The organism is Paracidovorax oryzae ATCC 19882, from assembly GCF_000687165.1.
GTDB classification, from domain to species: domain Bacteria; phylum Pseudomonadota; class Gammaproteobacteria; order Burkholderiales; family Burkholderiaceae_C; genus Paracidovorax; species Paracidovorax oryzae.
In genome coordinates, this window is the sequence record NZ_JMKU01000010.1 from 104,604 (window position 1) to 129,071 (window position 24,468).

Here is a 24,468-nt window from a genome sequence, read left to right on the forward strand (position 1 = left end):
GCCACGCTGAAGGAGATCACTACCATGCAGATTGTCATTCCCTCCACCCGCAGCGCGCTGGTGCCTGGGCTTCTCGCGGCCCTGGCCGCCATCGCCGCCACGCCGGCCTTTGCGCAAAGCGAGGCATCGGCCGAGCCTGAACCCGGCATGTGGGCCTTCGACGGCGAACTCACCGGCCAGCCCGGCCGGAGCCTGCAGATCGACACCCAGCTGGGCCGCGGCATGGTCGTCTCCTACCTGGGCTACCGCGCCGACGGCTCCGCGCTCTTCTTGCAGGCGAGCGGCTACCGTGCGCAGGACGACAACGGTTTCACGGGGGAGTTGCGTGAATTCCGCAACGGTCCGGTGATCGGCGGGCAGACCGCCAACGGCGAAGTCGCAGGCAGTGCCGGCACGCTGCGGCTGGCCTTCGACACGCCCGTGTCCGGCACGGTGACGCTGCCGGGTGAGGCGCCGCGGCGCATCGCGCGTTTCACCTATGGCGCGCAGGAACTGTCCCGGGTCACCGGGTTCCGGAAGGACGTGCAGCTCACGGTGCATTCCCGGGAGCGGTTTCCGGGAACGGCGACCTACGCCCTGCAGTTCTCCGGCGGCAATTTCCAGCTGGTGCAGACCAGCACCCGCGACGGCAGCCTGTGCTCGTATGCGGGCCCCTACCAGCTGCGCAGCGAAAGCATCGTCTCGGCGGAAGGCACGAAGCTCTGCACCGACGCCGCCGGCAACCAGCAGCGCAGTACCTACCGGCAGGGCCACTTCCGGTTCGACAACGAGAACTTCCTGTCGGGATCGGTGCGCACCGAGGGCCGCGACGAATTCTTCACCGGGCCCTGCCAGGCCGGCGCCGTGCTCGGCAACAGCCCCGTCGCCCCGTGCTCCCAGGCCTGGTACGGCCAGCCGGCGCTGCAGCCGGGCATGTGGAGCTTCGACGACGAGCTGGACGGCCGGCCGGGCCGCAGCGTGCAGATCGACCACCTGGCCAACAGCGGCATGCTGGTCGTCTCCTATCTCGGCTATCGCGGCGACGGGTCTTCGATGTTCCTGCAGGGCGCGGCCTATTTCGGCTTCCTGTACAACCAGACCTACACCTTCGCCCTGAAGGAGTACCGCCGCGGCCCCGTGATCGGCGGCCCGGTGACGCCGGGGGAGGAAGCGGCGACCATCGGAGAAGCACAGCTCACCTTCGACAGCCCCACCAGCGGCATCCTGACCCTGCCCGGCGAGATGCCGCGCCGCATTTCGCGCTACCGCTACGAAGACCACACCGTGCGCTTCGACAAGGCGTTCGAGGGCTACGGCTACCCCTCCGCGCACACGCCCGGCACACCGATGTCCATCGACATCGTCGCCCGGGCCGGCGTGTTCCGCATGGACACCCTGACGGGGGACACCTCCCTCGCCTGCCGGTACCGCGGCACCTACCGGCTGACCGGCGAAGGGCTCTTCACCGAAGGGTCGCGCTCCTGCGGCACGCTGGACGCGGCCACATCCGCCCCGTACAGCGGCGAAATCGCAGTGAACGAGAACGGCCTGCTGCGCGCCCGCCTGACCGAGAACGGCCGCTCTCCGGTGCTGATCTCGGCGGGATGCAGCAACGGCCGCCTGTGCACCCGCGCGGAGCTGCAGCGCCCGCGCTGAAAAGCCCTCGCCGCGACCCGCATCCCCGTCGCGCATCCAGGCGTTGCGGCGTGCGGCAACGCCGTGCAGCGCAGGCTGCGCCCGTGCCCACAGGCGCCGGGCGAGAAACCGCCCGGCCGCCTGCACGCCACGTCACATCATTTCGCGTCGTCCTCGGGGGTGGCGGCGCCTTCACCGGCGGCACCATCGCCACCATGCGCACCGTCGCCAGGCTCCGGCGCATCCACGGCGGCTGCTTCGGTCCCGGCCTCGGCCGCGGCGGCACGGGCCTGGGCCGCGCTGCGCAGCTGGCGCCCGCGCTGCAGCGAACGCTCCGCCGCGCGCACGTCCATGCCGTACATGTCGGCGAACTGCGCCACGTCCGCACTGCCGCTGGCCTCGAAGGCCCGCAGCAGGGCTTCGGCCTTGGCATCGCGCTCCGCAACTTCGGCCAGGGCCTCGTCCAGCACGGCGTTCGCCTTTTCGTCGCGGCTGCGCACGAGCGCGTCGTAGCCGATGCGGTCCAGGCCCGAAGCCTCGAACGCTTGGGCGATGCGGCGGCGCAGCTTGGCAGTGAGGTCCTCGCCGTCGCGCGGCTTCTTGCGGCGGAACACTTCCAGCAGCGCGTGGTGCACATGCTCGGGCGCCATGGCCTCCACGGCCTGGCCCTGCAGATCGTGGCGCGGACGGCCCTCGGCCACCACCTGCAGGTAGCGGGTGGAGCGGGTGTGGATGCCCAGCGCGGCCTTCAGGTCGTCCTTCTCGAAGGCGCCGGGATGGGCGTCCTGCAGGTCCTGGAAGATGCCGCGCTTGAGTGGCAGGAATTGCGCGCCGAAGAGGTGCGGATAGAAGCCTGCCAGCTGTTCCAGCACGGGATGCGTGCGGCGCGGGCCCTGGGCCTGCGGCGCGGCAGCGCCTGGAGCGGCAGCGGGATCGCCCGCGGGGCGGTTGCGGGCGCCTCCGCGGCCCCGGCCTCCACGCCGGCCGGCGCGGGGAGCGCGGCCTTCGCTGCCGGCCTCGGCTGCATCGCCGGAGGAGGCCGGCGCGGCGTTGTCCGTTGCGCCGTCGCGGCCTGCCACGGCCTGCGCGTCGCCCGCTGCGGCGGGGACGGGGTTCTGGGTTGCTTCTGCGGTCGCGTTGTCGGTCATGGCAATCAAGGATGCGGTCTGGTCAGGGCGTGCGGCCCGGCTGCGCGGCATGGCCACGCGGCGTAAAACCCGCCATCATGCCAGTTTGCCGCGCGCGGCCCCTGCACGGCGCTAGACGGCGCCTGGCCGCAGGGCCTCGTCGAGCACCTCCACCCAGTGCCGCACGGGCACCTGGGTGCCGCTCTGCAGGTGCGTGATGCAGCCGATATTGGCCGAGAGGATGGCCGCGGGCGGCTCCTCCGCACAGGCCTCGTCCAGCGCGCCGAGCTTGCGGTCGCGCAACTGGCCGGCGATCTCCGGTTGCAGCAGCGAGTAGGTACCGGCGGAACCGCAGCACAGGTGCGACTCCGTGCGTGCCACGCGCAGGCGAAAGCCCAGGCGGGCCAGGTGGGTCTCCACCCCGCCGCGCAGTTTCTGGCCGTGCTGCAGCGTGCAGGGCGGGTGGTAGGCAAGCAGCGCCCGCGGGGGATCGATCCGCCCCTGCAGCCGCTCGGCGAGCGCGGGCAGCATGTCCGGCAGCAGTTCGGACAGGTCCCGTGCCAGCGCGCTGACGCGCTCCGCCCGCGCGGCGTAGGCCGGATCGTGGCGCAGCAGGTGGCCGTATTCCTTCACCGTGGCGCCGCAGCCCGAGGCATTGAGCACGATCGCCTCCACGCCGCCCGCCTCCACGTGCGGCCACCAGGCATCGATGTTGGCGCGCATCTGCGCCAGGCCGCCGTCCTGGTCGTTGAGATGGAATTTCACCGCGCCGCAGCAGCCCTCGCCGGCGGCGATCACGGTCTGGATGCCGGCGGCGTCCAGCACGCGCGCCGTGGCGCGGTTCACGTTGGGCAGCATCGCCGGCTGAACGCAGCCCGCGAGCATGAGCACCTTGCGCGGGTGCTCGCGCACCGGCCAGGCGCCGGCCTCCTGCGGGCGCGGCACCTTGGCGCGCAGCGTGGCAGGCAGCAGCCCGCGCACGGCCTGGCCTGCCTTCAGCGCCGGCTTGAACAGCGGCGACGGCAGCCCCTCCTTCAACGCCCAGCGGCGCGCGCGCTCGGGCAGCGGCCGCGGCACCTTGTCCTCGACGATGCGCCGGCCGATATCCACCAGGCGCCCGTACTGCACGCCGCTCGGGCAGGTCGTCTCGCAGTTGCGGCAGGTCAGGCAGCGGTCCAGGTGCAACTGTGTCTTGCGGGTGGGCGCCTCCCCCTCCAGCACCTGCTTGATGAGGTAGATGCGCCCGCGCGGCCCGTCCAGTTCATCACCGAGCAACTGGTAGGTCGGGCACGTGGCGGTACAGAAGCCGCAGTGCACGCACTTGCGCAGGATGCCCTCGGCCTCGCGGCCTTCGGGCGTGTCCTGGAATTCGGGGGCGAGTCGGGTTTGCATGGTGATCGTTGTCGTGGGAAGGTCGTGGCGTCGGCCCGCGGGGCACTCAAGGGCGGTGGCGGCGCGCGCGCCACAGCGCGGCCAGGTGCCCGAAATCCGAGGCGAGCGGCGGCAGCGCGAGCCCCAGCAGCACCGCCGCCAGCGGCACCACCCAGACGAAGCCCACGTGCTTGAAGCCGGCCGCGCCCACGATGCCGCCGGCCGTGAACATGCCCAGCAGGCTCGCGAACAGCACCAGCCGGGCGCGGTTGGAATGCACGTGCGCCTCGGGCGGGGTGCCGCGCCGGTTCCAGTAGAGCATCTTGCCCATCTCGATGCCCAGGTCAGTGGCCACGCCTGTCATGTGCGTGGTACGGATCTGGGCGGAAGACATCTTGGTCACCACCGCGTTCTGCAGCCCCATGAGGAAGGCCAGCAGCAGCACCGTGAGCGGCACCGAGAATGGCGTGGGCCAGCCCAGGGTGATTGCGCCCATGAGCCCGAACAGCAGCATCAGCACGGCTTCGAGCAGAAGCGGCAGCGCGAACCCGCTGCGCAGCCGGTGGTGGCGCGCCCAGTTCACCATGATCGCGGTGGTGCCCGCACCCGACATGAACGCCCAGAGCGTGCCCACGGCGGCCAGCACCAGGGCCATGTTGCCCAGCACGAGGTTGTCGGCCACGGTGGACAGGAAGCCCGTCATGTGCGAGGTGTAGCTGTGCACGACGAGAAAGCCGCCGGCGTTCACCGCGCCCGCGTTGAACGCCAGCAGCAGGCCCAGCAGCCGGTTGGTGGACGGCGTGCGGTGCCGCCCCATGAGATGCCTCAGAAGGCGCATGCCCCGGCCTACCCCGCCACCCGCCGTCCGGGATTGAAGATGCCCTCGGGATCGAAGGCAGCGCGCAGCCGGTCCTGGATGCGCTGCAGGGCCGCGTCCGCAGGCTGCGCCGGCGCGAGGGGAGATTCCGCCGGGGCGCGGAACAGCGTGGCAGAGCCGCCGACGGCACGCGCGGCCTCCTGCAGCGCAGGCCCCAGGGCTGGCGGCGCCTGCACCCAGCGCAGCCCGCCGTGCCATTCGACCAGCGGGCCGGATGCACCGGCAGGCAGCGCCAGGGCCGGGGCCGACTGTGGCACCGACAGGCGCCAGAGCGCAGCGCCCGCGGGCCGGCCGGCGAACCACGGCAGCGCCTGTTCGCGGCAGGCGCCCCACTGCGCGGCCGCCTCCTGCGGCGATTGCAGCTGCCCGCCCAGGGCGCGGCAGGCGGACTCCACAGCCGCCACGGCGCCCCGCAGCCGCAAGTGCAGCAGGCCGCCGCCCCGGGCGCCGGAAGGACCGGCCTCCCAGCGGCTGGCATTCAACGGCAGCGGCTGGCCGCCCCATTCCTGCAGCCGCCGCAGCGCCTCGGCCTGCGGCAGCTCGAAGCACAGCGTGGCCTCCGCGGGCGGCACGGGCAGCACCTTGAGGCTCACTTCGGTCACGACGCCCAGCGTGCCCCAGGCCCCGGCCATCAGCCGCGACACGTCGTAGCCCGCCACGTTCTTCATGACCTGCCCGCCGAAGCGCAGGCATTCGGCGCGGCCGTTGACGATCTCCGCCCCGAGCACGAAATCGCGCACGGCCCCGGCGCTCGCGCGGGCCGGGCCCGACAGCCCTGCCGCGACCATTCCCCCCACGGTGGCGCCCTCGCCGAAATGCGGCGGCTCGAACGGCAGGCACTGCCCGCGGCCGGCCAGCAGTGCCTCCAGCTCGGCGAGCGGCGTGCCGGCGCGCACCGTCACCACCAGTTCGCTCGGCTCATAGTCCACCACGCCCGTGCAGGCACGCGTGTCGAGCACTTCGCCGTCCAGCGGCATGCCGCCATGGAAATCCTTGGTGCCCCCCCCGCGGATGCGCAAGGGGCGGCCTTCGCGCGCACTGTCGCGCACGCGTTCGATGATCTGGCGGAGGGCGGAATCCATGGCTGCATCGTAGCGGCAGCCCCGGGGCGGAGCGCCCGGTGCCCGCGTGAATTTTTTGAACGCGGCGCGTGAAGCCTGGAGGGGCACGAAAACGCCCCCGCCGGCACCCTCGCATAACGGTTCATTTGCACCGCCATAGCGCCCGACATTCGGACACAAAACAAATTTTGGGAAGCCCTTCCCTGCCTTGCAAGCGCTTCCTATCATCGCGCCCGTTTTGAACTCTACCGTTCGGCCGCAAGGGCTGAAACCGACCACAATGACACGCCGCGTCACCATCCGGACGCCCCTGGGAGAGCAGTTGCATTTCCGGCAGCTGCGGGGCAGCGAGGAGTTGAGCCAGCTTTTCTCCTTCGACATCGACCTGCGCTCGGAGAGCCGGGACATCGATCCCAAGGCATTGCTCGGTAAAACGGCGACGGTGGAGATCGAGACGCAGGGCGGCGGGCGCCGCTACCTCGATGGCCTGGTCACCCGATTCGGCATGCAGGGGCAGGACCACCGCTTCTGTTCGTACCACCTGCGCCTGCAACCCTGGCTGTGGGTGGCCACGCGGCGCCAGGATTTCAGAATCTTCCAGTTCAAGACCGTCCCGCAGATCGTGCAGGACGTGCTGGGCCGCTACGGCTACCCGATGCAACTGAAGCTCACGCGCGCCTATCGTGCCTGGGACTACTGCGTGCAATACGGCGAGAGCGACTTCGACTTCGTCTCGCGATTGCTGGAGCATGAGGGCGCGTATTACTACTTCCAGCACGCGAGCGGCCAGCATACGCTGGTGATCGCCGACGACATCGTGGGTTGCCACGAACCCTTGCCGGGCGCGGCAACCATTCCGTTCTACCCGCCGGAGAAGTCGGCCACGGCCGACCGTGAGAATATCCATGCCTGGGTGCTCAGCGAGGAAATCAAGTCGGGCAGGTACTACAACGACGACTACGACTTCAAGAAGCCCCGGTCGGACCTCTCCAACATGCGCCAGCAGCCCCCGGGCCATGCGCATGATGCGTACGAGATCTACGAATGGCCGGGCGGCTACGTGCAGCATGGCGACGGCGAGCAATACGCCCGTGTTCGCCTGCAGGAAGGGCTGACGGGCCACAGCACCGTCAGGGGCGAGTCCCGCCACCGCAGCATCGCACCCGGCTACACCTTCACGCTGGAGAACTACCCGCGCGGTGACCAAAACCGGCAGTACCTCATCACCGGGGTGACGTACCACCTGCACGAGAACCCGGGCACGTCCTCGGTCAACAGCGCCAAGCCGGGAGAAGCGCTCAAGAACAGCGAAGAGCAGGGGTCGTTCCAGAAGTTCAGCCTCACGGCCCAGCCCACGAGCCTGCCGTACACCCCCGCCAGAAAAACTCCAAAACCCCGCACGACAGGCCCGCAGACCGCCGTGGTCGTGGGCCCGGCGGGCGAGGAAATCTGGACGGACGAATACGGCCGCATCAAGGTGCAGTTCCACTGGGACCGGCTGGGGGCGATGGACGAGCATTCCAGTTGCTGGGTGCGCGTGGCGACCAGTTGGGCAGGCTCGGGCTTCGGGGCCGTATCCATCCCCCGCATAGGCCACGAAGTGGTGATCGATTTCGTGAACGGCGATCCTGACCATCCGATCGCCATAGGCAGCGTCTACAACGCGGCGAACATGCCGCCCTGGGCGCTACCGGGCAACGCCACGCAGTCGGGCATCAAGACACGATCGAGCAAGGGCGGCGCGACCGGCGACGGCATGAAGAGCGGAGCCGGCGACGCCAACGCGATCCGCTTCGAGGACAGGAAGGGCGCGGAGCAGCTATGGCTGCATGCGCAGAAGGACCAGCTCATCGAGGTCGAGAACGATGAAGCGCACTGGGTCGGCAATGACCGGGCCAAGACGATCGACCGGGACGAGACCACCATCGTTCATCGCGACCGGACAGAAACCGTAGACCGCAACGAAAAGATCACGGTGCATGGCTGGCGGACGGAAGAAGTCGATGGCGACGAGACCATCACCATCCACTCCAACCGCACTGAAACGGTGGACCTGGACGAATCCATCACCATCCACCGCAACCGCCGCGAACGGGTCGATCTGGACGAAACGGTATCGATCGGCGTGGACCGCTCGGAAGACGTGGGCCGCAACGAACTGGTCTCGATCGGCGCCAACCGGGCCAAGACCATCGGCAACAACGAGAAGGACCGGATCGGCAGGAACTGGTCCCTGCGCGTGGGCAAGACCAAGACCGAGACCATCGGCCGGATGTCGCTGCAGAACGTGGGCATGGCGCGCATGGACAACGTCGGCCTGGGCTACAGCCTCAACGTGGGCGTGGCGATGAACACCCTGGTCGGCCTGCAGCAGAGCACCCAGGTGGGCAGAACCAAGCGCCTCAACGTGGGCGACACCTACACCCAGGACATCGGCAAGGCCTGGAACCTGCAGGTCGGCCGCACCCAGACGGTGAACGTGGGCGAGCGCCAGGAAACCCGCGCCGGCAAGGTGCTCGTCGCCCAGGCCGGCGAGCACCTGGAACTGGCCTGCGGCGCGGCGAAGATCGTCCTGCGCAGCGACGGCGGCATCTACCTGCAGGGCACGCACATCGAAATGCAGGCCAGCGCCGCGATCAACGCGGACGCGGGGCTCATCGACCTCAACTGCGGCAGCAGCCAGCCCGCGCCAGAAACGCCTCCGCCCGCCAGCGACGCGCCCGGCGACGCGGCGCAGCAGGCCGCCGACGCCGCGGAAGGCCAGGCGGAGTCCGCCGCGAGCGCCGCCATGGGCGGCGGCGCATCGGGCCTGCAAAGCGCCCTCGGTGCGCTCCAGCAGGCCAAGGGGTTGCTCGACACCGCCAAGGCCCTGAAGAACGGCGACCTCGGCGCGATCGCCGGGTTGGCCGGAGGCATCGCCGGCCTGGGCGGGCCCGGTGGCATCGGCAGCAGCGTGGGCAGCGCCCCTGCCGGTTCTGCCGGCCCTGCGGCCATGGGCAAGACGCCGGGCTGGAGCGCCAAGCCCTGACCGCCCCCGCACCAGATAACGAGAGAAAAAGCGATCGACCTGCCATGGCCCAACCCGCTGCCCGCATGCACGACGACGTCGCCCACCAGCGCGGCGCCGGCCCCATCCTGGAAGGCGCCCCCACGGTCCGCATCGGGGGCCAACCCGCTGCCCGCATGGGCGACCGGGTGCGCCACAACAAGGGCATCGAACCCATCACCCAAGGCGAGCCCTCCGTGCGGCTGGCCGGGCGCCCCGCCGCCCGCGTCGGCGATGAAGTCGCCTGCCACGGCCTGATCGCCCAGGGCTGCCCTACGGTGCGCATCGGCCGCGACAAGGACGAAGCCTGCATGCAGGCCGCCGCCGACGAGGGCGCGGCCTTCGTCGTGCCGGCGCATGGCTCGTGACGTGAAGCCGTCGCGCCACCCAGGCCGCCCGCCCCCCATTCCATCGATACCGACACCGAAAGACCCCGAAACCCATGGCCCTCAAGGAAGAAGACCTTCCCGACTACGACAAGGACGCCCTCTCGCGCGAACGCGCGCTGCGCAAGACTGCCGAGGAATGCCGGCAGGAACAGGAGAAAGCCAAGGCGGAATTGCCCGGGTTGAAAAAGGAACGGCAGAAACTGGACCGCAAGGCGGAGGGGTATGCGGAAGAGGCGCGGAGGCTGGATCAGGAGATCAAGGAGAAGGAGGGGAAACTGAAGCGGAAATGCCTCACGGGAAATATTCCCTGCCTGCCAGCAGATAAAACAAAACCAGGGGCCCTGAACCTGGAGATTGGAAAAATCATCAATGCGTCTCTGGGAACGAAAATAGATCTGGCGCAAATTGCCAAATGGGAAGACGTTTACCTTAAAGCCTACGTACCGTGGTGGCCGGTCAACGAACCTGATGGCGGACCCTCGATGACAAAAAGAGACGGGAACACCAGACTGCAAGGGAAAATGAAAAACGGAGAAGCAAACAACTCCGGCGTGACTATTGCCAAAGGGATAGATTTAGGAGGCCAGAATTACGATGCGTACAAAAAGGAATTAAGGAAATTTAACAAGAGAAATGAAATTATAACAGAAGAAGAGTTTGAAAAATTGTCCGAAAAAATAAAACCATATTTTGGCAAGATAGGTGGAGAAGCATGCGCATTTGCTCGAAAAAATCCTTTGGAAATCACACAAAAAGAGGCCGATCTACTGAATCTACGCGCCGGCGAAGAAGCCACCAAAAAAGCAATATTCCTCTTCCAGCAAGACAACCCCAAAGACTCTCCAAAATTTATAGAATTAACAACCGAGCAACAGACCGCTTTACTTTCCAACGTATACCAAAGCTGGAGTATCCATCCAAAAATGAAACAGGCAATTTTGGAAGGTGATCGGGAAAAAATACCTAGTAGCAGGCGAGAGCGTGACTACTTACATGCATCCATGCCTGCAAAAAATTCCGGCGATCAATAAATTAGACATATCTCATGGAACAAAACCCCTACCCAAAAAGACTATTCATGATTTCCCTCTTGTCGCTTATCGGCTTGAAAAACGCATTTCCCAGTGAGTCCAACATCGCCCAACCCTCACGCAAGCGATTTAAGAGGCCAGTCATGGAAATCTCTGGCTGGTGGCAAGTTGTCAGGCACGAGGCTGAAATGAACCGGACTCTACCCGCCGATTGGCCCGGAATATACAAACACAACAAAGCTTATCTTCCAATTGGAAAAATAATACACATACAGCCCACTGGAGTATCTACCATGATCCTCAAGGGACCAGACGGCATGCCCAACGGCCCATCGGGCGAAGGCTTTATCTATACGATATTTCCACCATTCGGCGATGACTACTGCGCCATAAGAGAAGACGGCGAAGGGTGGAAACAGTTTTGCGACATATACAGGGAAAGGGGCGTGCCTGCCCAACAAAGAATGATAATTCTTGATATAGATTTCAGCTATCAACTGGCAAGAAGATGGCCCAAAGTGGAACCTTATATATTTGATGTCTCGCCCGAAGCCATCATGCCAACCGCGCTGGATTCCATATCGATTTCTCGCGACAAAAAAGAAATATATCTAATGCTATTCAGCCAGGAAAACAGGCCAGAAAAGGGAGAGAAACGATATGAAAGCCTCGAATACGCCACGGTGCTCAGAAAAATCCCTGCGCCATCCGGACTGACCCTACCAAAGTCCGATTGATTATTGCAATATCACTAACAAGGGGAAGCCAATGCACTTCAGCTCCAACGACAACCTTGCAATTTCCTGTGGGAAAGCCATTTCGCTCATTGGATTCCTCGCAATGCAAACCGCTCACGCCGAGCCCAGCCTGCCAAAAACAACCAAAGAACCAAGACAAGTCACCTCCTGCGGCATCAGTTTCAACCTTCCCCGCCATCTGAAAATCACATCACCCAGAAGAACCGTCAACACGGATGGCATAGAAGAATGTGAATTCCAAGTGGAATATGCCAAACGCCCTACCTACGAGGGATTCTGCAGAAAGGGAGACATCCGCTACCCGGACTCGGAGAAAAATGAATGCGAGTGGCGTCCCATGGACGGGCCAGCCAGTAAGATTCTGGTGGCCAAGACAAACTTCAACAAAGACAGGAAGGCGGTCGGGGCCTTCACCTATAAAGAAAACAAGTGGGAAATCGCTGAAGGCGATTACTACTACTCAGATGAAGTGCAACTCGGAAACCATTATGGCCATATGTCTCTTGCTGCCGCCGCGAATTCCAGGGGTTTTTGGCAGAGATGGGGTGAATCCGTGGGGTATCAGCTCATCGAATACTGCTGCACCATTGGCACGGAACTGGTCTTGCTCCAACTCGCCAGCGACATCGCCGTGTACATGGCACCTCCCCCCAGCGACACGGAAAACGGCGATGAATGCGAAATCTTCTGCCGCAGCGTGCGTCCGGCAGAGCCCCGGCAGCGCACTGCTGCCCGCTGACCGAAACACCCCCAGCCATGGCCCCTCCCAGTCTCCCCCGCTTCATCGCCCACCTGCGCAGCGATGCCGCCAACCTTTACGCCCTGATCGACTCCGCCCGCGACCATTCCCTGGTGCCACAGATGCGGCAGGCGAACATCGAACACCACTGCCTGTTTTCCGGCGTGAAGGCGCTCACGCTGGCGCGCGTGGCACCTTACCTGGTGCCGATGGCCGCGCTGGCGCCGCACCTGGAGCGGCTCGTGCCCCATGCCTGGGGCGGGGCCTGGAGCATGGTCGTGCGCGGCACGGGCGGCGTGGAGGCCACGCGCCTCCAGCTCAAGAAAAGCAGCCTGGTGCGGCTGCCGGACGGTCGGTCGGCGTATTTCCGCTTCTATGACGCGCGGGTGTTCGACCGCTTCATGCGCATCGGCACCGAGGGGCAGCTGCGCTGGATGCTGGGCGACCGGCTGGACGGGCTGACCTGGGTGAGCGGCGGGGACGCGGCACGCACACGCACCGTCCGCCATGGCCCCGCGCGCAAGGGGCTGTGGGGCCTGGTGCCGGCCACGGTCCCTTTGCGGGTGACGGAGCACCATTGGGCCGACAGGGCCGGCACGCGGGAAGGAGCCCGCCCATGACGGTGATGGCGTTCACCCCGGAGCAGATGGAGCATGCCAGCCTGGAAGAGGCGCAGCGCTGGATCGTGCAGGTGGCGCGGCGCTGGTTCCGGCTGGAGGCGCAGGAGTTTCCGGACGAGGAAGCCCTCACGCCCGAACAGGTCACCGCCTGTCTCTACATGGTGCACCGGGCCGGGCGCCTGGCCGGACTGGAGGACGGCGCGGCCCTGATCCTCACCGGGTTCGACGCGCTGCGCGCCATGCACTGCGGCATCGACGGCAACCTGGGCGAGATGATCGACTTCTGCGTGCGCATGGCCCGCGGAGGCAACATGGCCCTGGCGCATGCCAGCGTCGAGCGCGCACTGGCCCTGGCCCGGCCGGGGCCTCCGTAAGGCCAAGTTCCCCGGAGCGCCGTCAATCCATTCCCGCCGGCAGCGCCGCTTCCTCGTACCATGCCACCGGCTGGCCCGGCGCCGGCGCCGGCCGGCCCGCACGCAGCAGGAAGCCGGTCCACGGCAGCCGGGTGACTTCCTCCTCGGGGCGCCCTTTGCGGGCCGAGGTGGCGAACAGTTCGCGCCCACCCACCCCGCCCAGGCAGGGCATGGTGGGGCACGCCACGGGCACCGGCACCTCGGCCACGATCTCGCCGGACGGGGCCAGCCGCAGCAGCCGGCCGCCTTCGTACATGGCCGTCCAGTAGTGGCCCTCGGCATCCACCACGGCCCCGTCGGGCCGGCCGGCGTAGCCGGGATCACCGGGGCGCCACTGCGCGGGCTTGGGTGGGAAGGAATGGAACACGCGCGGGCTGCCCTGGGGTTCGCCGTGCGCGTCGCACTCCCAGGCGCTCACCGTGTGGGCCGGGGTATCGGCCCAGTAGAGCCAGCGGCCGTCCGGCGACCAGGCCAGGCCGTTGGCGGTCATCACCCCATCCAGCATGCGGCGCACCACGGGCGCGCTGGCGCTGCCGCGGCCGTCGATGCAGTAGAGCGCGCCCACCGCCTGCCGCGGCTGCCCGGCCGGCGGCTCGTGCAGGGTCCCCACCCAGAAACGGCCGAGGGCGTCGCACTTTCCGTCGTTGGCACGCTGCGTGGCCGTGTCGTAGGGCAGCGTGGCCACCGGCACCAGGACGCCACCCCATTCGCGCGCCCGGTAGATGCCGTCGCGCAGTGCGATCACCAGGCCGCTGGCCACGCCCGCGGTGCGCGCGGGGGCGATGCAGCCCGGCTCGCTGGGCATGGCCCACCGGTCGATGCGGCCGGTGTCGGGCTCCCAGCGGGCCAGCGCGCAGCCGGCGATATCGACCCAGTAGAGGCGGGTTTCCAGCGGATGCCAGAACGGCGACTCGCCTAGCGCGTCGGGCTCCAGGCTGCCCGTGCGCCAGTCCATGTCCAGGTGCATGCGGTGTCCTCTTTCGTCAGGGGAGCCCTTCGGCGGCGCGACCGCCGCAGCCGCCTTCCCGGGCCCCGGCACCGATTATTCGGCCATGGCGCCGCACGGCCAAAAAAAAGCCCGCCTTGCGGGCGGGCCGAATGTCCAAAAGGAGCAACTCGATCGTTCGTTGTCGTCCGGCCCGGGTGACGCCACCAGTCGCCGCCCCGGTCCAGATACCTGGCACCGTACCCTTTTTCAGCATCCAAAGGAACGGCGCACAAACCCTGATTCACTCTCCTCGCGGCCTGGTCGGTCAGATGGCCGCGGAGCAGGCCACGCCAGCAGACGCCGTGGAACCGGCTTTGCCGGGCCACCGGCGGCGTCCCCCTGCCCGCCGCGCTCGCGCGGCGAGAGCGGGGGGAGGCGGCGCAGCCGCCCAGGGGGGTGTCGCCGGCTCTAGCGGTTGTAGGCAGTTTCACCATGCGAGGTGATGTCCAGGCCCTCGCGCTCGGCTTCCTCGCTGACGCGCAGGCCCACCAGCAGATCGGCGATCTTGTAGGAGATGAAGGCCACCACGCCGGACCAGACCAGCGTGATCACCACGCTCTTGACCTGGATCCACACCTGTCCGCCCATCGAGAACGTGTCGGGCGTCAGGCCGCCCGTGCCGCCCAGGCCCTGGGAGGCGAACACGCCCGTCAGGATGGCGCCGAGGATACCGCCCACGCCATGCACGCCGAACACGTCGAACGCGTCGTCGGCGCCCAGCATCTTCTTGAGGCCACCCACGCCCCAGAGGCAGACCACGCCGGCGATCAGGCCGAGCACGATGGCGCCCATCGGGCCCACGAAGCCGGCGGCCGGCGTGACGGCCACGAGGCCGGCCACGGCTCCCGAAGCGGCGCCCAGCATGGAGGCCTTGCCCTTGTGCAGGGATTCGCCGGCCAGCCAGCTCAGGGTCGCAGCGCCCGTGGCGAGCACGGTGTTCACGAAGGCCAGGCCCGCGGCGCCGTTGGCGGCACCAGCGGAGCCGGCGTTGAAGCCGAACCAGCCCACCCACAGCAGCGAGGCGCCCACCATGGTCAGCGTCAGGCTGTGGGGCGTGAGTGCCTCCTTGCCGAAGCCGATGCGCTTGCCCACCATGTAGGCGCCCACCAGGCCTGCGATACCGGCGTTGATGTGCACCACGGTGCCGCCGGCGAAGTCCAGCGCGCCGTCCTTGCCCAGCAGGCCGCCGCCCCACACCATGTGGGCCATCGGGATGTAGCTGAACGTGAACCACAGCACCGAGAAGATCAGCACGGCGGAGAACTTGATGCGCTCGGCAAACGAGCCCACGATCAGCGCGACGGTGATCGCGGCGAAGGTGGCCTGGAACGACACGAACACGTACTCGGGAATCGTCGGCAGCATGGCCGAGAGGGTGTCCGGCGCGATGCCCTTGAGGAAGATCTTGTCGAACGTGCCGAAGAACGTGCCTTCGCCGCCGAACGCCAGGCTGTAGCCGTAGATGGCCCAGAGCACGGAGATCAGCGAGAAGATCACGAACACCTGCACCAGGACCGACAGCATGTTCTTGGAGCGGGCGAGGCCGCCGTAGAACAGTGCCAGGCCCGGGATGGTCATGAGGATCACCAGCAGGGTGGAGGTCAGCATCCAGGCGGTGTCGCCGGAGTCGAGCTTCGGGGCGGGGGCCGCGGGAGCGGCTTCGGAGGCCGCGGCGGCAGCCGGCGCGGCAGCGGGTGCTGCAGCAGCGGCCGGTGCGGGGGCGGCGTCGGGAGCCGATGCGGTGACGGCGGCCGGCTCGGAGGCGGCGGGGGCCTGTGCCAGCGCGGCGGAGCCGGCAGCCAGCAGGCCCATTCCCAGCAGGAAGGAAGCAAGCAGTTTTTTCATGGTTGTGTCTCTCGGAATGCGTTGATCCGTTGGCTGTGCGCTCGGGCCGCCGTCAGAGGGCTTCCTTGCCGGTCTCGCCGGTGCGGATGCGGACGACCTGCTCCAGGTGTCCCACGAAGATCTTCCCGTCACCGATCTTGCCGGTGCGGGCGGCGCCCTCGATCGCCTCGATGACCCGCTCCACGAGATCGTCCGCGACGGCGGCCTCGATCTTCACCTTGGGCAGGAAGTCCACCACGTACTCGGCGCCACGGTAGAGCTCGGTATGGCCCTTCTGGCGCCCGAAGCCCTTGACCTCGGTCACCGTGATGCCCTGCACGCCGATGTCCGAGAGGGCCTCGCGCACCTCGTCGAGCTTGAAGGGTTTGATGATGGCTGTCACCATTTTCATGTTCGGATCTCCGTAGTGGGGGCCTCGAGACCCCCGTTGTGGGTATGGTCGGTCAAAGGGTTTTCGTGAGCGTGACGATGAGCCGATTCTTGTTCACCGGCCCGAAGAAGTTCTTCTTGTTGGCGCCGGCCACCGCGGCCGACAGCGAGAGGCCGGAACCGAAATCGTAGGCACCGCCCACGCTGTAGTCCACATAGTTGGGCACGCCCAGGTCCTTGATGTCGCTGGCGAAGCGCGTGTAGCCCACGGCCGCCTTGAAGGTGGTGTTCGGGGCGACTTCCTGCGCGAAGGCGACGTTCAGGTAGCCGGTATTGCGGCCGCGGTTGCCGGAGGTCTTGGCGCCGGCCCAGCCGAAATAGTCCTTGGAGACCGTGTGCGAGTACTTGGCCGTCACCGGGCCATAGGTGGCGGCACCATAGAGCTCGGTCGTGTTGCCGTTGGTGTTGCCGGGATACACGTAGGTCAGGGCCCCCACATCCAGGTCCATGCCCCCGGCTTTGAATTTATAGCCGCCATAAAAATCCATTTCGATGGAATTGCCGGGCAGCCAGTCCACGCTGGAGTTCCAGTTGCCCAGGTAGAAGCCGCTCTCGCCGAACGTGTAGTCGAAGCCGCCCTGGATGGCGGGCTTGACGGCCTTGACCTTGCTCGTGTCCTGGTCCTGTCCACGGAACTTGTAGTTGGTGGTCAGGCTCACATTGCCGGTCAGCTGGGCGCTGGCCCAGACGGGGGCGGCGGCCAGGAGGGCGATGCTCAGTGACTTCAGGACGCGGGTCATGGGGGCTCCTTCGGAATAAGCCAATGGTGGATCGGGGTTCGACAGACGCAAAGCATGGACCGTGCCATGCCACGCCGCTGCGTCGCTCCAGGCGCTCCGAATGGGTGCGCCCCGGCGTCCCCTGCGTCGTGGATGGTTACAACCCTGACGGTTTTGCATCACGACGCACCCGAATGGTGCGTACCATGCGCCCCCGACGCGCCGGCACCCGGCAGCGCACCCAAGTGGGGAGGGGGAAAGTTCATGAGTCTTGCCTTGGTGCAGAGCCGCGCGCTGCTGGGCCTGCAGGCCGCGGCCGTCACGGTGGAAGTGCATCTGGCCAATGGCCTGCCCAGCTTCACGCTCGTGGGCCTCGCGGACGTGGAAGTGAAGGAGGCGCGCGAGCGCGTGCGCTCGGCGCTGCAGAACGCGGGGCTGGAATTCCCCCACAACAAGAAGATCACCGTCAACCTGGCTCCCGCCGACCTGCCCAAGGACTCCGGCCGCTTCGACCTGCCGATCGCCCTGGGCATCCTGGCCGCCAGCGGCCAGATCGACGGCACGCTGCTGGCCGGCCATGAGTTCGCGGGCGAACTGTCGCTGTCCGGCGAACTCCGCCCGGTGCGGGGCGCGCTCGCCACCAGTCTCGCCCTGCGGTCCGCCGGCGGCCGCGCCCGCATGGTGCTGCCGCCCGGCAGCGCCGAAGAGGCGGCCCTGGTGCCCGGCACCGAGGTGTACCGGGCCCGGCACCTGCTGGACGTGGTGGCGCGGTTCCTTCCGCCCCAGGCCGCAGCCAATGCAGGGACCGGGCCCGAAAGCGCCACCGAAGACGGCTGGTGCCGGGTGGAGGGCATGCCGCCGATGGCCGCAGCGCCCGCCGACGACCTCGCCGACGTGAAGGGCCAGGCCGCCGCCCGGCGTGCGCTGGAGATCGCCGCCGCAGGCGGCCATGGCCTGCTCATGGTGGGCCCGCCGGGCTCGGGCAAGTCGATGCTGGCGCACCGGTTCGCGGGCCTGCTGCCGGCGATGTCGGTGGACGAGGCGCTGGAAAGCGCCGCGGTGGCCAGCCTGGCCGGGCGCTTCACGCCGACCGCATGGGGAGCCCGGCCGACGGCTGCGCCCCACCACTCCTGCAGTGCGGTGGCCCTGGTGGGAGGCGGTTCGCCCCCGCGCCCCGGAGAAATCTCGATCGCCCACCACGGCGTGCTCTTCCTGGACGAATTCCCCGAATACGCCCGCAGCGCCCTGGAAGCGCTGCGCGAGCCGCTGGAGACGGGCCGCATCACGATCGCCCGGGCCGCACGCCGCGCGGATTTCCCGGCGCGCTTCCAGCTCGTCGCTGCAATGAACCCCTGCCCCTGCGGCTACCTGGGCTCCGGCCAGCGCGCCTGCCGCTGCACGCCCGACCAGGTCGACCGCTACCAGGCCAAGCTGAGCGGCCCGCTGCTGGACCGCATCGACCTGCATGTGGAGGTGCCCGCCCTCCCCGCGGACCAGTTGCTGGCCGCCGCGCCCGGCGAACCGTCGGCCAGCGTGCGCGAGCGCGTCGCCGCCGCGCGCGAGCGCGCCCTGGCCCGCCAGGGCAAGCCCAACCAGGCCCTGCAGGGGCGCGAGATCGATGTGCAGGCCGGCCTGCAGGACGATGCCGCCCGGTTCCTGCAGTCCGCCGCCGCCCGGCTGGGATGGTCGGCGCGCAGCACCCACCGCACGCTCAAGGTGGCCCGCACCATCGCCGACCTGGCGGGCGAGGCTTCCGTCGGGCCCGCGCACGTGGCCGAAGCGGTGCAGTACCGGCGCGTGCTGCGCCAGGCCGCGTGACCGGCAGCCCCGGCCCTCGCGGCTGCGGCCTACCGTTCGCCGTCGCGCGGCGCGATGCCCGCGCTGCCGGGCGCCAGCCCGTGGCGCTGCAGCTTGTCGTACACCGTCTTGCGGGGCATCTGGAGCAGTTCGGCGGCACGGGCCACATTGCCCTGCGTCAAGGCCAGGGTGTCGCGCAGCAGCTTGCGCTCGAAGGCCTCCACCCGGGCCGCGAGCGATGGCGCGGATTCGCCCCCCGCGTCGAGCGGCTGCACGGGCAGGCCCAGGCACAGGCGCTCGGCGGCGTTGCGCAGCTCGCGCACGTTGCCGGGCCAGTCGTGGGCCAGCCAGCCCGCGAGGTCGCGGTCGCTCCAGGCGGGCACCGGGCGGCCGTGCCTCAGTGCCGCCTGCGCGAGGAAGTGGGCCATGAGCAGCGGGATGTCCTGCGGCCGGTCGCGCAGCGGCGGAATGTCGATGGCGACCACGTGCAGGCGGTAATACAGGTCGGCGCGGAACTGCCCGCGCTCGGCGAGCTGCTTCAGGTCCGCCTTGGCGGCGGCCACGAAGCGCGCGGTGACAGGCACCGGCTGGTTGCTGCCCAGGCGTTCGATCTCGCGCTCCTGCAGCACGCGCAGCAGGCGCAGTTGCAGCGAGGGCGGCATGGACTCGATCTCGTCGAGCAGCAGCGTGCCCCCGTTGGCATATTCGATCTTGCCGATGCGCCTTCGCGTGGCGCCCGTGAACGCGCCCGGCTCGTGGCCGAAGAGTTCGCTCTCGATGATGGCTTCGGGCAGCGCTCCGCAGTTGATGGCAACGAACGGGCCGGTGCGGCCGCTGGCCGCGTGCAGGGCGCGGGCCACCACTTCCTTGCCCGCCCCGGTCTCGCCGTGGAGCAGCACGTCCACGTCCAGCGGGGCGAGCGCCGACACCAGCCGGCGCACCTCCGCCATGCCGGCGGACTGGCCCACCAGCCCGGCGAGCGCGTCGGCCCCGCCACGCGCGCGCAGCCGCTGCAGTTCGCCGGACAGGGCGCGCCGCTCCAGCGCCCGGCGCACGGTGAGCAGCAGGCGCTCGGACGAGAACGGCTTTTCGATGAAGTCATAGGCGCCGTCGCGCATGGCTTCCACCGCCATCGCCACGTCGCCGTGGCCGGTGACCAGCACCACGGGCAGGTCGGCATCCCGGTGGCGCAGCAGGCGCAGCAGTTCCATGCCGTCCAGGCCCGGCATGCGGATGTCGGTCACCACGACGGCAGGCGGGTCCTGCCCGAAGGCGTCGAGCGCGGCCTGCCCCTGGGGAAACACGCGCACCGGGATATGGGCCAGTTCGAGGGCCTGGCCGTAGGCGCGGCGCACCATGGCGTCGTCCTCGATCAGATAGACGGGGCGGATGGCCCCGGCTGGTGCGGCCGGAAGGGGCGCGTCGGTCATCGGCTAAAAAGTCCTTGGAACGGAAGGGATTCAGGCGTCGGGCCGGGCGAGCGCAAGGGTGACGGTGAACCCGGCGCCGCCGCCCTCGGGAACGTCTTCCACGGTGAGGGCGCCGCCCATGCCTTCCACGATGATGCGCGAAACCGCGAGCCCCAGCCCGAGGCCCTCGCCCGCCTTGGTCGTGAAGAATGGCTCGAAGAGCCTGCCGCGGGCCTCGGGCGCGATGCCGCCCCCCGTATCGGACACGCGCAGGCGCACCCATCCGTCTCCGGCGGCCGGTGCGAAGCGCACTTCGCGCACCGGACGGTCCTGCACCGCGTCGAGGCCGTTGCGCAGCAGGTTCACCAGCACCTGCTCCAGCCGCGTGGGGTCCGCCATCACGCACAGCCCGGGATCGAACGGCTGCACGTCGATGCGCGCCTGCACCGCCGTGCAGCGCTGCGCCAGCAGCAGCAGCGCATGGTCCAGCGCATCGCGCACGCGGCAGGGCTGCAGCACGGGCGCTTCCTTGCGCACGAAACTCTTGAGCTGGCGAACGATCCGGCCCATGCGGGCGGCGAGCTGGCCGATGAGCTGCAGGTTCTCGGCCACGTCTTCGCGGCGGCCCTGGCGGTCGAGCGCGAGGGCGTTGTCCGAGAGCGTCTGGAGCGCGGCCAGGGGCTGGTTGAGTTCATGGCCCATGCCGGCCGCCATCTGGCCGAGCACCGCCAGCTTGCCCGCCTGCACGGCCGCATCGCGCGTGCCGCGCAGGATCTGCTCCGCCTGCTGCAGATCGCTCACCCGTTCCTGCAGCGCCGTGTTGGCGGCGGTCAGGTCGGCAGTACGCTGCGCGATCTGCGATGCGAGCATGTCGTGTGCGGCCTGCAGCCGGGCGGCGCTGGCGCGGCGCTCCGCCTGGCCTTGCTGGTCCAGCCGCTGGTAGAAGAGCATGCCCAGCAGCAGCGCCGCGCACAACCCGCCGGCCAGCCCCGCCACCAGGGCTTCCTGCCGCACCGGATACTGGTCCGCCAGCAGCAGCATCTGCCAGCCCCGCGGCCCGACGCCGCGTGCCGCCACGCTGAAGTCGCGCTCCAGTCCTCCGCGCCGCAGGTGCACCGGTGCACTGCCGGCCGGCCAGGCACGCAGGCCATGGTCGATGGGCCCCAGGGCATGGCCGCCATATTGCTGGGCATCCTGCAGCCGGGCCAGCGCCTGGGGCCCGAGCGGTGCAAGCGTGCGGTAGCGCCACTGCGCCTCGGTGCTGACGAACACGACGCCATCGCGATCGGCCAGCAGGACGGTGTCGCCGCCTGCGGCCAGCGAGGCCTCGAAGGCATCGAGCGAAACCTTCACGGCCACGACGCCCCGGGCGGGCGCGGTGGCCGGCAGGGGCGCGGCGATGAAATAGCCGGGCTTGCCGGTGGTCGCGCCCACACCGTAGAAGCGCCCGGTCTGCCCCTGCATCGCCGCCTCGAAGTACGGGCGGAACCGGTAGTTCTGCCCCACGAAGCTGCTCGGCAGGCGCCAGTTGCTGGACGCCACCGTGTGGCCGCCTGCGTCCATCAGGTAGGCCGCTTCCACGTCGGCCAGGCCGGCCGCCTGCATCAGGAAGGCATTGGCGGCTGCCTGGGCCTGGCTGGAATGGTCCAGCGCGCGCCCCAGGCCACTGTCCAGGGCCAGCAGGGCAGGCAGCGCCTCGTTGCGATGCAGCAGGGATTCCAGGCTCTGGGCCGCGAAATCGAGCCGCTGCGCCGCCGCTTGCCGCTGCCGCGAAAGCTGTGCATCGAGCGTGGCGCGGTACACCAGCGCGCCGACGCACACGCAGGCCAGCACCGCGAGGCCAGGGATCAGGAGGGAACGGTCGGGTTTCAAGCGGAAGACGGCGGTTGGGCACGCATTGTGGTGGGTGGCAGCAGACGGCTTCCCAGGGCTACCCCCGTTGACAAGGCACCGCGTGCGGAAACCCGCACAACCCGGCGAGCCACGTGCGGAAAACCGCCGCGCAGTCCCTGCGCAGGCGGCCTCCGGCGAGGCCGCCACCAACGCGCATCCCCAGCACGGGCGTGCCCTGGCGACCCATCCGCACCGGCCGGCCACGGCATGGCACGCAAGCTGCAAAAGACATTCCGCAACCGGCAGACCCACAACATCCAACCTCCCAGGAGACATCCGAAATGAAGCATTCCACATCCCCCCTGCGCCGCGCCCTGCTCGCCGCCACGGCGCTGGCCGCCTGCGCCACGGCCCCCGCGATGGCCCAGGACTATCCCTCCAAGCCCGTGCGCCTCATCGTTCCGTTCGCCCCCGGCGGCACGACCGACATCGTGGCGCGCGTGGTATCGCAATCGCTGGGCACGACGCTGGGCCAGCCGGTGGTGGTGGACAACAAGGCCGGTGCGGGCGGCGTCGTCGGCGCGACGGAAATCGCCCGCGCTGCGCCGGACGGCTACACGCTCGGCGTGGCGACGGTGTCGTCGGTCGCCTCCGCGCCCGCCATCAACCCCGCGGTGAAATACAACCCGCTGACCGACTTCACGTCGATCGTCAACATGGCCGCCACGCCCAACGTGCTGGCCGTGCACCCGAGCTTTCCGGCCAAGGATTTCAAGGCGTTCATGGCCGAGGTGAAGGCCCATCCGGGCAAGTACTCCTTCGCCACCTCGGGCACGGGCGGCATCGGCCACCTGCAGATGGAGCTGTTCAAGTCGCTGTCCGGCCTGGGCCTGGAGCACATCGGCTACAAGGGCGCGGGCCCCGCCCTCAACGACGCGGTGGCCGGCCAGGTGCCGATGATCTTCGACAACCTGCCCTCCGCCCTGCCGTTCATCAAGGAGAAGCGCCTCATCGCGATCGCGGTGGCGGCGCCCCAGCGCCTGCCTTCGATGCCCGACGTGCCCACCTTCAAGGAAGTCGGCTTCGAGCCCGTGAACCGGATGGCGTTCTACGGCATCCATGGCCCGAAAAACTTGCCGCGCGAAGTGGTGGACAAGATCTCCCAGGCCGTCAAGAAGACCCTGGAAGACCCGGCCGTGCGCCAGCGCATCGAGGACACGGGCTCGCTCGTGGTCGGCAACACGCCGGAGGAATTCACGGCCCAGACCAAGGCCGAGTACGAGCTCTACAAGGGCGTGGTGGCCAAGCAGCAGCTGAAGCTGAACTGAGTACCGCAACGGCCCGTCGGCGGGACGGCGGGCTTCACCGGCCGGTCCTGGCCGAGGCGCACGCAGCGACCCACAGGCAGCGCGCCACAGTGGGGCGGCGAATTCGTCCATGCGTTGCTGTGCTCGGAATGGACGGCCCGGACCGGTGAGCGGTGCGCCAGCGCCGTGGCAAAGGCTCGTTTCAGACGAACATGCCGCCCGACGCCTCGATGCGCTGGGCGTTCACCCAGCCCGTGCCCGGCTGCAGCAGCGCCGCGATCACACCACCGATGTCGTCCGGCAGGCCTACGCGGCCCAGCGCCGTCTGCCCGGCGATGAAGGCATTGAGCTGCGCGTTGTCGCGCACCGCACCGCCCCCGAAATCCGTCTCGATCGCGCCGGGCGCCACCACGTTCACGGCGATGCCGCGCGCGCCCAGCTCCCTGGCCAGGTAGCGGGTCAGCACCTCTACCCCGCCCTTCATCGCCGCATAGGCGGCATAGCCCGGCAGCGCGAACCGCGCGAGGCCCGAGGACACGTTCAGGATGCGCCCGCCGTCGTTCATCAGCGGCAGCAGCTTCTGCGTGAGGAAGAACGTGCCCTTGAGGTGGATGGCGACCATCTGGTCGAACTGCGCCTCGGTCGTCTCCATGAAGCCGGCATGCGCGCCGGAGCCCGCGTTGTTCACCAGGAAATCGAAGCGCTCGCGCTGCCAGTGCCGGGCCAGCACATCGCGCACCTGGCCGGCGAACGCCTCGAACGTGGAACTGTCCGCCACATCCAGCGGCAGCGCCACCGCGCGGCGGCCCAGCGCCTCGATCTCGGCCACCACGGCCTGGGCCTCGGCCGCCTGGCTGCGGTAGGTGAGGATCACGTCGGTACCGGAGCGCGCCACGTGCAGCGCGGCATTGCGGCCCAGGCCCCGGCTGCCGCCGGTGATGAGGGCGATGGTGGGGTGGGCGGAGGAGGACGAAGGAGAAGTGGATGCGATGGAGGTCATGGCAAAGTCCTTTCAGTGCATGAGGCAAGGAAGAAAGCGATGGGATGGAGTCTATTGATCGACTCCATCGCCATAAATCGCGCAAAATCGATCAC

Annotated in this window: 21 protein-coding genes; 10 read left to right on the forward strand and 11 right to left on the reverse strand. The window is 68.5% G+C overall.

Translation table 11 applies throughout. The annotated features are described in order from the left end of the window. Window positions 1-24 precede the first annotated feature (24 nt). The gene (locus T336_RS0110155) at window positions 25-1,635 is read left to right on the forward strand and encodes a hypothetical protein (RefSeq protein ID WP_026432450.1); all 1,611 of its coding nucleotides are present in this window, start codon (window positions 25-27) and stop codon (window positions 1,633-1,635) included. 137 nt (window positions 1,636-1,772) lie between these two features. Here the strand turns inward: T336_RS0110155 and T336_RS0110160 are convergent, their stop codons facing one another. The 4 genes from T336_RS0110160 to glcE all read right to left on the reverse strand — a co-directional run bounded on the left by T336_RS0110160 (window position 1,773) and on the right by glcE (window position 6,071). Next, window positions 1,773-2,762 (reverse strand): ProQ/FINO family protein, encoded by a 990-nt coding sequence (locus T336_RS0110160; protein WP_026432451.1) that lies wholly within the window; start codon window positions 2,760-2,762, stop codon window positions 1,773-1,775. 111 nt (window positions 2,763-2,873) lie between these two features. Further along, entirely contained in the window at window positions 2,874-4,133 is a 1,260-nt protein-coding gene (glcF, locus tag T336_RS0110165) for a glycolate oxidase subunit GlcF (RefSeq protein ID WP_026432452.1), read from the reverse strand. A 46-nt stretch (window positions 4,134-4,179) separates the two neighbouring features. Further along, entirely contained in the window at window positions 4,180-4,950 is a 771-nt protein-coding gene (locus T336_RS0110170) for a YoaK family protein (protein WP_026432453.1), read from the reverse strand. An 8-nt stretch (window positions 4,951-4,958) separates the two neighbouring features. After that, complete coding sequence (glcE, locus tag T336_RS0110175; RefSeq protein WP_026432454.1) at window positions 4,959-6,071, reverse strand: glycolate oxidase subunit GlcE; 1,113 nt, start codon at window positions 6,069-6,071, stop codon at window positions 4,959-4,961. Between the two features lie 259 nt (window positions 6,072-6,330). Here glcE and T336_RS24980 point away from each other — a divergent pair, with 259 nt between their 5' ends. The 7 genes from T336_RS24980 to T336_RS0110200 all read left to right on the forward strand — a co-directional run bounded on the left by T336_RS24980 (window position 6,331) and on the right by T336_RS0110200 (window position 13,007). Then, window positions 6,331-9,078, forward strand: coding sequence for a type VI secretion system Vgr family protein (locus T336_RS24980; protein ID WP_035225643.1), 2,748 nt, complete (start codon window positions 6,331-6,333; stop codon window positions 9,076-9,078). 44 nt (window positions 9,079-9,122) lie between these two features. Then, window positions 9,123-9,464: a PAAR domain-containing protein gene (locus T336_RS0110185; protein ID WP_020424978.1), complete on the forward strand. Its 342-nt coding sequence runs from the start codon at window positions 9,123-9,125 to the stop codon at window positions 9,462-9,464. Window positions 9,465-9,538: 74 nt separating this feature from the next. Further along, window positions 9,539-10,516: a pesticin C-terminus-like muramidase gene (locus T336_RS26035; protein WP_084151399.1), complete on the forward strand. Its 978-nt coding sequence runs from the start codon at window positions 9,539-9,541 to the stop codon at window positions 10,514-10,516. A gap of 14 nt (window positions 10,517-10,530) precedes the next feature. Next, on the forward strand, window positions 10,531-11,253 hold the full coding sequence (locus T336_RS26600) for a hypothetical protein (RefSeq protein WP_156957831.1): 723 nt from the start codon (window positions 10,531-10,533) through the stop codon (window positions 11,251-11,253). Between the two features lie 31 nt (window positions 11,254-11,284). After that, on the forward strand, window positions 11,285-12,013 hold the full coding sequence (locus T336_RS24985; protein ID WP_035225646.1) for a hypothetical protein: 729 nt from the start codon (window positions 11,285-11,287) through the stop codon (window positions 12,011-12,013). A 17-nt stretch (window positions 12,014-12,030) separates the two neighbouring features. Next, a complete protein-coding gene (locus T336_RS0110195; RefSeq protein ID WP_026432455.1) occupies window positions 12,031-12,633 on the forward strand; it encodes a DUF4123 domain-containing protein in 603 nt (200 codons plus the stop codon). Next, the gene (locus T336_RS0110200) at window positions 12,630-13,007 is read left to right on the forward strand and encodes a hypothetical protein (RefSeq protein ID WP_026432456.1); all 378 of its coding nucleotides are present in this window, start codon (window positions 12,630-12,632) and stop codon (window positions 13,005-13,007) included. Before T336_RS0110195 ends, T336_RS0110200 begins: the two co-directional genes overlap by 4 nt. Before the next feature lie 22 nt (window positions 13,008-13,029). Here the strand turns inward: T336_RS0110200 and T336_RS0110205 are convergent, their stop codons facing one another. From T336_RS0110205 to T336_RS0110220, 4 genes are all read right to left on the reverse strand, one after another. Continuing rightward, window positions 13,030-14,013 (reverse strand): SMP-30/gluconolactonase/LRE family protein, encoded by a 984-nt coding sequence (locus T336_RS0110205; protein WP_026432457.1) that lies wholly within the window; start codon window positions 14,011-14,013, stop codon window positions 13,030-13,032. A gap of 429 nt (window positions 14,014-14,442) precedes the next feature. Next, on the reverse strand, window positions 14,443-15,879 hold the full coding sequence (locus T336_RS0110210; RefSeq protein ID WP_013592797.1) for an ammonium transporter: 1,437 nt from the start codon (window positions 15,877-15,879) through the stop codon (window positions 14,443-14,445). Window positions 15,880-15,931: 52 nt separating this feature from the next. Continuing rightward, entirely contained in the window at window positions 15,932-16,270 is a 339-nt protein-coding gene (gene glnK, locus T336_RS0110215) for a P-II family nitrogen regulator (protein ID WP_011793419.1), read from the reverse strand. 52 nt (window positions 16,271-16,322) lie between these two features. Beyond that, window positions 16,323-17,048 carry a TorF family putative porin gene (locus T336_RS0110220; protein ID WP_026432458.1) on the reverse strand — a complete coding sequence of 242 codons (726 nt, stop codon included), beginning with the start codon at window positions 17,046-17,048 and terminating at the stop codon, window positions 16,323-16,325. A 243-nt stretch (window positions 17,049-17,291) separates the two neighbouring features. On the opposite strand from T336_RS0110220, the gene T336_RS0110225 reads away from it, so the two are divergent. After that, entirely contained in the window at window positions 17,292-18,845 is a 1,554-nt protein-coding gene (locus T336_RS0110225; protein WP_026432459.1) for a YifB family Mg chelatase-like AAA ATPase, read from the forward strand. 29 nt (window positions 18,846-18,874) lie between these two features. On the opposite strand, the gene T336_RS0110230 is transcribed toward T336_RS0110225, so the two are convergent. Further along, the gene (locus T336_RS0110230; protein ID WP_026432460.1) at window positions 18,875-20,254 is read right to left on the reverse strand and encodes a sigma-54-dependent transcriptional regulator; all 1,380 of its coding nucleotides are present in this window, start codon (window positions 20,252-20,254) and stop codon (window positions 18,875-18,877) included. A 30-nt stretch (window positions 20,255-20,284) separates the two neighbouring features. Next, on the reverse strand, window positions 20,285-22,105 hold the full coding sequence (locus T336_RS0110235; RefSeq protein WP_026432461.1) for a sensor histidine kinase: 1,821 nt from the start codon (window positions 22,103-22,105) through the stop codon (window positions 20,285-20,287). A gap of 302 nt (window positions 22,106-22,407) precedes the next feature. Between T336_RS0110235 and T336_RS0110240 the strand changes: the two genes are divergently transcribed. Next, window positions 22,408-23,394, forward strand: coding sequence for a tripartite tricarboxylate transporter substrate binding protein BugE (locus tag T336_RS0110240; protein ID WP_026432462.1), 987 nt, complete (start codon window positions 22,408-22,410; stop codon window positions 23,392-23,394). A gap of 181 nt (window positions 23,395-23,575) precedes the next feature. Here T336_RS0110240 and T336_RS0110245 read toward each other — a convergent pair whose 3' ends face one another. Beyond that, complete coding sequence (locus T336_RS0110245) at window positions 23,576-24,373, reverse strand: SDR family NAD(P)-dependent oxidoreductase (RefSeq protein ID WP_026432463.1); 798 nt, start codon at window positions 24,371-24,373, stop codon at window positions 23,576-23,578. Between the last annotated feature and the right edge of the window lie 95 nt (window positions 24,374-24,468).

What these genes read in the sequence shown, in the direction of transcription:
- T336_RS0110155 (WP_026432450.1), top strand. Translation starts at nt 25, where the DNA reads ATGCAGATTGTCATTCCCTCCACCCGCAGCGCGCTGGTGCCTGGGCTT.
- T336_RS0110160 (WP_026432451.1), bottom strand. Translation starts at nt 2,762, where the DNA reads ATGACCGACAACGCGACCGCAGAAGCAACCCAGAACCCCGTCCCCGCC.
- glcF (WP_026432452.1), bottom strand. Translation starts at nt 4,133, where the DNA reads ATGCAAACCCGACTCGCCCCCGAATTCCAGGACACGCCCGAAGGCCGC.
- T336_RS0110170 (WP_026432453.1), bottom strand. Translation starts at nt 4,950, where the DNA reads ATGCGCCTTCTGAGGCATCTCATGGGGCGGCACCGCACGCCGTCCACC.
- glcE (WP_026432454.1), bottom strand. Translation starts at nt 6,071, where the DNA reads ATGGATTCCGCCCTCCGCCAGATCATCGAACGCGTGCGCGACAGTGCG.
- T336_RS24980 (WP_035225643.1), top strand. Translation starts at nt 6,331, where the DNA reads ATGACACGCCGCGTCACCATCCGGACGCCCCTGGGAGAGCAGTTGCAT.
- T336_RS0110185 (WP_020424978.1), top strand. Translation starts at nt 9,123, where the DNA reads ATGGCCCAACCCGCTGCCCGCATGCACGACGACGTCGCCCACCAGCGC.
- T336_RS26035 (WP_084151399.1), top strand. Translation starts at nt 9,539, where the DNA reads ATGGCCCTCAAGGAAGAAGACCTTCCCGACTACGACAAGGACGCCCTC.
- T336_RS26600 (WP_156957831.1), top strand. Translation starts at nt 10,531, where the DNA reads ATGGAACAAAACCCCTACCCAAAAAGACTATTCATGATTTCCCTCTTG.
- T336_RS24985 (WP_035225646.1), top strand. Translation starts at nt 11,285, where the DNA reads ATGCACTTCAGCTCCAACGACAACCTTGCAATTTCCTGTGGGAAAGCC.
- T336_RS0110195 (WP_026432455.1), top strand. Translation starts at nt 12,031, where the DNA reads ATGGCCCCTCCCAGTCTCCCCCGCTTCATCGCCCACCTGCGCAGCGAT.
- T336_RS0110200 (WP_026432456.1), top strand. Translation starts at nt 12,630, where the DNA reads ATGACGGTGATGGCGTTCACCCCGGAGCAGATGGAGCATGCCAGCCTG.
- T336_RS0110205 (WP_026432457.1), bottom strand. Translation starts at nt 14,013, where the DNA reads ATGCACCTGGACATGGACTGGCGCACGGGCAGCCTGGAGCCCGACGCG.
- T336_RS0110210 (WP_013592797.1), bottom strand. Translation starts at nt 15,879, where the DNA reads ATGAAAAAACTGCTTGCTTCCTTCCTGCTGGGAATGGGCCTGCTGGCT.
- glnK (WP_011793419.1), bottom strand. Translation starts at nt 16,270, where the DNA reads ATGAAAATGGTGACAGCCATCATCAAACCCTTCAAGCTCGACGAGGTG.
- T336_RS0110220 (WP_026432458.1), bottom strand. Translation starts at nt 17,048, where the DNA reads ATGACCCGCGTCCTGAAGTCACTGAGCATCGCCCTCCTGGCCGCCGCC.
- T336_RS0110225 (WP_026432459.1), top strand. Translation starts at nt 17,292, where the DNA reads ATGAGTCTTGCCTTGGTGCAGAGCCGCGCGCTGCTGGGCCTGCAGGCC.
- T336_RS0110230 (WP_026432460.1), bottom strand. Translation starts at nt 20,254, where the DNA reads ATGACCGACGCGCCCCTTCCGGCCGCACCAGCCGGGGCCATCCGCCCC.
- T336_RS0110240 (WP_026432462.1), top strand. Translation starts at nt 22,408, where the DNA reads ATGAAGCATTCCACATCCCCCCTGCGCCGCGCCCTGCTCGCCGCCACG.
- T336_RS0110245 (WP_026432463.1), bottom strand. Translation starts at nt 24,373, where the DNA reads ATGACCTCCATCGCATCCACTTCTCCTTCGTCCTCCTCCGCCCACCCC.